Origin of the sequence: Streptomyces sp. (genome assembly GCF_035563135.1) — a bacterium.
In the GTDB taxonomy this organism is placed as follows: Bacteria; Actinomycetota; Actinomycetes; order Streptomycetales; family Streptomycetaceae; genus Streptomyces.
Map to the genome: position 1 here is coordinate 1 of NZ_DATMVN010000888.1, position 7,347 is coordinate 7,347.

Below are 7,347 nucleotides of genomic sequence, written 5' to 3' on the forward strand. Positions count from 1 at the left end.
CCGAACGGGGTGCGAGCGTCGCCCGCAATCTGCCCCAGCGGCCCGCCACGGCCCACAGCCCCGCCCGGAGGACCCGCACGTCCTCGGCCGGCGCGGACACCGCGCCCGGCTCGGGTGCGTAGAGCACCTGCTCCACCGCACCCGCCACGCGGTGCACCGCGGCGGCCGAGGGCCCGTCGAGGCCTCCCAGCCGCACGACACGCGCCGCGGCCTTGCGGGGGGTCTGCGACTCGTCCGGCGGAATGCCGTGATCCCAGGCCGTATCAATGATCTCCCGCCAGGCCGCCATCACCCTGGCACCGGCATCGGCGGCCGTGCGCCCCCCGGAGGAGCCGAGCCTCCGCCCGCGGGCCCGGATCCGCCAGAGCATCGGCAGCAGGAGGAGCGTGAGCACCAGCAGGGGGCCGAGCACCCACAGCACCACGGTGCCCGCCGGGGTCCCCGGACCGGCGGGCACCGTGGCCCCGGGGGCCGTGGACGCGCCGCACTCACCCTGCTGACGCATCTGCGCGGGGCAGGACTCCGAGACGGAGGGGGCGGCCGTGGGCGCCGCGGAGGCACCGTCCGTCGGCAGCGCGGGATCACTGGGGTCCTGCGAGGGCGCGTCCGCCCGGGTGTACGCCGGGGTGCTGCCCCGGGACGGCGTCGGCTCGAAGCGGGTCCAGCCCACGCCCTCGAAGTACAGCTCGGGCCAGGCGTGCGCGTCCCGCAGCCCGACCGACACCGAACCGTCCGCCTGGACCGTGCCCGGCGTGAAGCCCACCGCGACCCGGGCCGGAACGCCCAAGGTCCTGGCCATCGCGGCCATCGTGAAGGAGAAGTGGACGCAGAAGCCCTCCTTCTCCTTCAGGAACCGCTCGATCGCCGCCGTTCCGGTGCCCGACGTCACCGTCGTGTCGTACCGGAAACCACCTTCCGAGGCGAACCAGTCCTGGAGCTTCACCGCCCGCTCGTAGTCGTCGGCGGCACCCGCGGTCACCCGCCGGGCGGTCTCCCCGACCACAGCGGGCAACGACGGTGGGACCCGCGTGTACTCACGGACCAGGTCCGCACCCGGTTCCCTCGACGCGGCGAGCTGACCGGCCGTCGGCTCCACCACCAGGCTGCTGACCTCGTACCGGGCGCCGCGCGTCGTCTGGCCGTCGTCGCCGACCAGGGTGCGCCCCTCGGGCTCGTACCGCCAGCGGCCCTCGATGTCGACCTCGCTCGCCGGGTAGGGGAGCGGCAGATACGTCTGCTGGTACGAGCGGGACGCCGAGATGCTCGTACGGATCTCGGTGACGGCGACCTCCCCGCCCAGTCCCGCCGGCTGCGGCAGCCTGTCGGGGACGTCCCTCAGCGTGCGGGTCGACGGACGCCACTCGCCCCCGCTGAACTGGTCCAGAGCCAGGATGCGCAGGTAGAAGTCCTGCGGGCTCCCGGAGTCGGTGCGGTACGACATCACCTCACGGTTCTCCGGCTGATTGAGGTTGTTCTGCAGCGAGACCAGCGGGTTCACCGCGGAGATGGTGCCTCCGCCGCTCCCCCCGCCCGGCCCGCCGCCCGTGCCGTCCAGCAGCCCGCTGTCCAGAGGGGGCAGGGCCGCGGGCACCGCCAGCGCGATGCCCAGCGCCACCACGCCGATGCGCCGGCCCGTACGGACCGACGCCAGGGCACGCCCGGAGCCCTCCAGACCGGCCGCCAGGCCGCCCGACGTACGCGACACCCCGCCGAAGACCCGGCCCCACCGGGACAGCCGGTCCCGGCCCTCGGCCAGCAGGAGAAGCAGATAACCGCACGCCGCGAGCAGGAACCAGAGCCATCCCGCCCCGCCGTCGGAGAGCCCGGCGGCGACCGAGTAGAGCGCGAGCAGCGGCAGACCGGCCGCAGCGGCGGCGCGGAGGGTCACCGCGAGGACGTCCACGGCGAGCCCGATCAGCAGCACCCCGCCGATCAGCATCAGCCGGATGCCGTCCGTGGCCGGCGCGGGAATGGCGTACCGGCCGACGTCGTCGGCGCCCGCGGCCAGCAGCTCGGTGAGCCGCTGGACCGCCTGGGGGCCGGGCAGCACACCGAACACGGCATGCTCCCTGGCGAACACCACGGTCAGCGTCAGCAGGGTGACGAGCACCTGGAGCGAGACCGTCAGGACGCGTGCCAGGCGCACCCGGCGGGCCGACGCACCCACGCCGCTCTGGACGGCCAGCAGGAACGCGGCGTGCAGGACCCACTGCGACGTCTCGACCAGGGGCAGCAGCGCCCCGGCCGTCATCATCGTGGCCGCGAAGGCGCACAGCGCCAGTCGGGTACGCCCGCTCATGACCATCCTTCTCAGAGCCCTGTCGTCGTTCCGGCCGCGGAGGACCGCGCTCCGGAGCCCTCGTGGCCCGCCTGCTGCCACAGCCGGGCGAGCTCCGCCCCGGGCGGCACCGTCACCACCGTCCATCCCGCTTCACGCAGCAGCCGCAAGGGCGGCGCGGCTTCCGGGCCGTGCGCCCGGTCGTCGCCGTCCAGCACGAACGCGACAGCCCCGCGGCTGCGCTGCCGCATCCTGGCCACGACCGCCGCCTGCTCCTCGTCGAGATCGCCGAGGAACGCCACCAGCAGCCCCTCACCGCTCCCGCGCAGCACGTCGTAGGCACGGGAGAGACCGCCTCCGTCGGAATGGCCGACGACCGCGAGGGCGTCCATCATCAGGCCCGCCGAGTCCGCGGACCCCTGGGACGAACCGGCGAAGCCGTCTGCGCCCTCGCCCGGCACGGCGCTCCCCTCGTCGGTGAGCAGCCGCACCGCGAAGCCGCGCTCCAGCATGTGCACCAGCGCGGACGCCGCCCCGGACACCGCCCACTCGAAGGCCGATCCGGGTCCGGCACCCTGGTAGGCGATCCGCCGGGTGTCCAGCAGCACCGTGCAGCTGGCCCGCTGCGGCTGCTCCTCCCGCCGCACCATCAGCTCGCCGTGGCGCGCGGTGGAACGCCAGTGCACCCGTCGCAGATCGTCACCGTGGCGGTAGCCGCGCGGGATGAGGTCGTCCTCGCCGGCCAGCGCCGGCGAACGCTGCCGGCCGTCGCCGTATCCGGAAACCTCCCCGGCCGGCCGCAGCGCGGGAAGCGGCTCGGTGCGGGGGACGACGACGAGGGTGTCGTAGGCACTGAAGGAGCGTGTGAGCTCACACATCCCGAACGGATCGCTCAGCTGGAGCTGCAGAGGTCCCAGTGGATAGCGCCCGCGCAGGTCGGAGCGGACCCGGTAGGAGACCTCCCGTACGCCACCGGGCTCCACCCGGTCCAGCACGAACCGGGGCCGGGGCCCGAGAACGTACGGAACGCGGTCCTGGAGCATGAGCAGGCCCGTGTGCAGCCGGGACACGTTGTCCATGCGCAGATGGACCCGCGCCTCCGAACCGGCCGGCACCCGGGACGGCGACAGCCGCCGGCTGCCGGCCACCCTGTAGCGGGTGCGGTACAGGACGGTGACGCAGACCAGCGGCAGCACCGCGAGGAGCAGGCCGACCCGGAGCAGGTCGTCCTGGCCCAGCACATACGCGCAGACCGTCGCCGCGGCACCGGCGGCCAGGAAGGACCGCCCCCGCGTCGTCAGTCCGCTCAGGGCCGCCCGCAGTCCACCCCTGCCGTCGCTCTCGTCCACGGGGCCGGGCGCCCCGGCCGTCATCACAGCCGCCGTGCGCCGGGCTGCCCGCCGTACACCGGGCTGCCGGGACGGTGCCGGGGCTGCCCCGGGGCGGCCCCGCCGCCCGATGTCGGCACGGGTGTGCGCTGCAGGATGTCCAGCACGACCTGCTCGGCCGTACGGCGGTTGAGCTGTGCCTGCGCCGTCGGCAGCAGCCGGTGGGCGAGCACCGGGGCCGCGAGGGCCTGGAGGTCGTCCGGCAGGGCGTAGTCCCGTCCGGCCAGGGCGGCCGACGCCTTGGCGGCGCGCAGCAGATGAAGGGTGGCGCGCGGTGAGGCCCCGAGCCTGAGATCCGGGTGCTGACGGGTGGCGGCCACCAGCTCCACGGCGTACCGCCGGACGGCTTCGGCCACATGGACCTCGCGCACCGCGTCGATCAGCTTCACGATGTCATGGGCGTGCGCCACCGGCTGGAGGTCGTCCAGCGGCGAGGCACCGCCGTGCACGTCGAGCATCTGCAGCTCGGCCTCGGCGCTCGGGTAGCCGATCGACACACGGGCCATGAAGCGGTCGCGCTGTGCCTCGGGGAGGGGGTAGGTGCCCTCCATCTCCACCGGGTTCTGGGTCGCCACGACCATGAAGGGATCGGGCAGCTCATAGGTCCGGCCGTCGATCGTGACCTGGCGTTCCTCCATCGACTCCAGCAGGGCCGACTGGGTCTTGGGCGAGGCGCGGTTGATCTCGTCGCCGATCACGATCTGGGCGAAGATCGCGCCCGGCTTGAACTCGAAGTCCCGTCGCTGCTGGTCGAAGACCGAGACTCCGGTGATGTCCGAGGGCAGCAGGTCCGGTGTGAACTGGATGCGCCGCACCGAGCAGTCGATGGACCGTGCCAGTGCCTTGGCCAGCATCGTCTTGCCGACCCCGGGCACGTCCTCGATCAGCAGGTGCCCCTCGGCGAGAAGCACGGTCAGCGAAAGCCGTACGACCTCGGGCTTGCCCTCGATCACACCCTCGACCGACCTGCGTACCCGCTCCGCTGCGGTGGTCAGATCCGTGAGGCTCGCTCGATCGTCATAGGTCGTCACCCGGCCCTCCTCGGCCCCTTGTGCACGGGCCGGCGCACAGAACTGCCCGGCCCGCCCCGAAATACGGACACTCTCCGGAGGACCCGGAGAGATGTCGCACCCGCATTCTTGTTGCCGTTACCGCTTCGTGTCACTCGCCTGCGGACAAGTGAAAGCGATATGCCGGATGTGGCCCCTATGTCAGGGGTTTTCAGGAGGCGGGGAGGACCTCGCGCAGGGCGCCGGTGGACACGTCGAGGACGAAGCCGCGGACATCGTCCGTGTGCAGGAGGAAGGGGGAGGTGCGCACGCGCTGCATCGACTGCCGTACGTCCTGGTCGGCGTCGGAGTAGGCCTCCACCGCCCAGGCGGGACGCTGTCCGACCTCGGCCTCCAGGTCCTGCCGGAAGTCCTCGGTGAGCGACTCCATGCCGCACTTCGTGTGGTGGACGAGGACGACGCTGCGGGTGCCGAGCGCCCGCTGGCTGATCGTCAGCGACCGGATGACGTCGTCGGTGACCACGCCGCCCGCGTTGCGGATGGTGTGGCAGTCGCCGAGTTCCAGGCCGAGCGCGGGGTAGAGGTCGAGGCGGGCGTCCATGCAGGCGACCACGGCGACGTGCAGCGCGGGCCGCGCGTTCAGGCCCGGGTCGGTGAACGCCTTTGCGTAACGGGTGTTCAGTTCGACCAGGCGGTCGGTGACCGTCCCTCCGGAGCGTGCTGCGGGGGAGGTGGCGGAATCGGTCCCGGCGGAAGGGTACGCAGAAGTCGACATGGCTATGACGTTAACCTTCGCGACCGCTCCCGGCGTGCTGGGGAGGGGAACAAAGAACGCCAACGTGGCTTGTTGTGACGCACCCCACAGGTCTCGCGTGCAGGCGTCCGACCGGGTGAGGTTCTCCGGCCGCGACGGCGGTGCGACGCGCTGCGCGGTTCATTGAACGGGAATGGATCGGATGGCAGGGTGGACTAAAGTGACACGAAGTTACCGACACGCTTGCGCATTCTGCACATTCTTATATGTTTCGAATTCCCCGTGATGTGCGGCGCACATGCGGCCCGGCCCTCTCCCGCTCGACGGCCGACCGACGCCCCTTCCCCGGCGCCGGCCGGCCTCCCCTTCCGGGCGGGCGGGGACCAGAGCGCATGTGCGGCCGCACGGGACAGAGCCTGAGAGGGCGCTTTGAGCCAGACCCGACACGTCCCGGTGATGCTCCAGCGATGCCTGGACCTGTTGGCCCCGGCACTGGAGGCGACGGGACCGCAGCCCCCGGTCGTCGTCGACTGCACCCTCGGGCTCGGCGGGCACAGCGAGGCGCTGCTCGCCGCCTTCCCCGCCGCCCGGCTGGTCGCCCTGGACCGCGACAAGGAGGCGCTGCGGCTCTCCGGCGAGCGCCTCGCCCCCTACGGCGACCGCGCCACCCTGGTGCACGCCGTCTACGACGAACTGCCCGAGGTCCTCGGCCGGCTGGGCATCCCCAAGGTCCAGGGCGTGCTGTTCGACCTCGGTGTCTCCTCCATGCAGCTGGACGAGGCCGACCGCGGCTTCGCGTACGCCCAGGACGCGCCGCTCGACATGCGGATGGACCAGACGACCGGCATCGGCGCGGCCGAGGTGCTGAACACCTACCCGCCGGGCGAACTCGTGCGGATCCTGCGCGCGTACGGCGAGGAGAAGCAGGCCAAGCGCATCGTCTCGGCCGTCGTGCGCGAACGCGAGAAGGAACCCTTCAGCAACAGCGCCCGTCTCGTCGAGCTGATCCGTGACTCCCTGCCGCAGGCCGCCAAGCGCACCGGCGGCAATCCGGCCAAGCGCACCTTCCAGGCCCTGCGCATCGAGGTCAACGGGGAGCTCACCGTCCTGGAGCGGGCCGTTCCGGCCGCGGTGCGGAGCCTCGCCGTCGGTGGCCGGATCGCCGTCCTCTCGTACCACTCGCTGGAGGACCGTCTGGTCAAGCAGGTCTTCGCGGCCGGGGCGGCCAACACGGCGCCGCCCGGACTGCCCGTCGTCCCCGAGCGCTACCAGCCCCGGCTGAAGCTGCTGACCCGCGGTGCCGAACTGCCCACCGAGGAGGAGGTGGCCGAGAACCGGCGTGCCGCCCCCGCCAGGCTGCGCGGTGCCCAGCGGATCCGCGAGGAGGAGCGATGAGGGGGGCCCGCCGGGCCGGCCGGCGGCGGAACAGGGCGGTGGCACCGCGGTGACCAGGACGGCCGGGCAGATGAAGGGGCGGGCCGGCCGGCTCGCGCGGCTGATGCCCTCAGGACCGAGCACCGCAGCCCGCACCCCCTTCGTCCTGCTGGTCGTGCTGCTGCTCGCGGGTGGCCTGATCTCGCTCCTGCTGCTGAATTCGGCGCTCAATGAAGGATCGTTCAAGCTGAGCGAGCTGAAGAGGGAGACCACCGAGCTCACCGACGAGCAGCAGGCCCTCCAGCAGGACGTGGACAGCTACTCCGAACCCGACGCGCTGGAACGCCGGGCCAGGGAGCTCGGCATGGTGCCCGGCGGCAACCCCGCCTTCCTGAACCCGGACGGCTCGGTCCGCGGAGTGCCCGAGCGGGCCACCGCGGCCCCCGGCCCGGCCTCCCTGCCGCCCGCCGTATCCTCGGCGACGCCGTCCACGACCCCGATCACACCGCCCCCGACGAGCTCCGGCAGGTGACGCAGTGCTGT

At 72.8% G+C, this 7,347-nt stretch carries 6 protein-coding genes; 2 read left to right on the top strand and 4 right to left on the bottom strand.

From position 1 onward, the window contains the following. The 4 genes from VN520_RS39465 to VN520_RS39480 all read right to left on the bottom strand — a co-directional run. The coding region (locus VN520_RS39465; RefSeq protein ID WP_325751783.1) for a DUF3488 and transglutaminase-like domain-containing protein at window positions 1–2,299 on the bottom strand (2,299 nt) is incomplete at its 3' end. Between the two features lie 11 nt (window positions 2,300–2,310). Then, window positions 2,311–3,651 (bottom strand): DUF58 domain-containing protein, encoded by a 1,341-nt coding sequence (locus VN520_RS39470; protein WP_325751784.1) that lies wholly within the window; start codon window positions 3,649–3,651, stop codon window positions 2,311–2,313. Continuing rightward, window positions 3,651–4,697 (bottom strand): MoxR family ATPase, encoded by a 1,047-nt coding sequence (locus VN520_RS39475; RefSeq protein WP_325751785.1) that lies wholly within the window; start codon window positions 4,695–4,697, stop codon window positions 3,651–3,653. Before VN520_RS39475 ends, VN520_RS39470 begins: the two co-directional genes overlap by 1 nt. A 190-nt stretch (window positions 4,698–4,887) precedes the next feature. Continuing rightward, the gene (locus VN520_RS39480) at window positions 4,888–5,451 is read right to left on the bottom strand and encodes a carbonic anhydrase (protein ID WP_325751786.1); all 564 of its coding nucleotides are present in this window, start codon (window positions 5,449–5,451) and stop codon (window positions 4,888–4,890) included. Between the two features lie 408 nt (window positions 5,452–5,859). Here VN520_RS39480 and rsmH point away from each other — a divergent pair, with 408 nt between their 5' ends. After that, window positions 5,860–6,825, top strand: a complete 966-nt coding sequence (gene rsmH / locus VN520_RS39485; RefSeq protein WP_325751787.1) for a 16S rRNA (cytosine(1402)-N(4))-methyltransferase RsmH — start codon at window positions 5,860–5,862, stop codon at window positions 6,823–6,825. Window positions 6,826–6,874: 49 nt separating this feature from the next. Continuing rightward, entirely contained in the window at window positions 6,875–7,336 is a 462-nt protein-coding gene (locus tag VN520_RS39490) for an FtsB family cell division protein (RefSeq protein ID WP_325751788.1), read from the top strand. Window positions 7,337–7,347 lie beyond the last annotated feature (11 nt).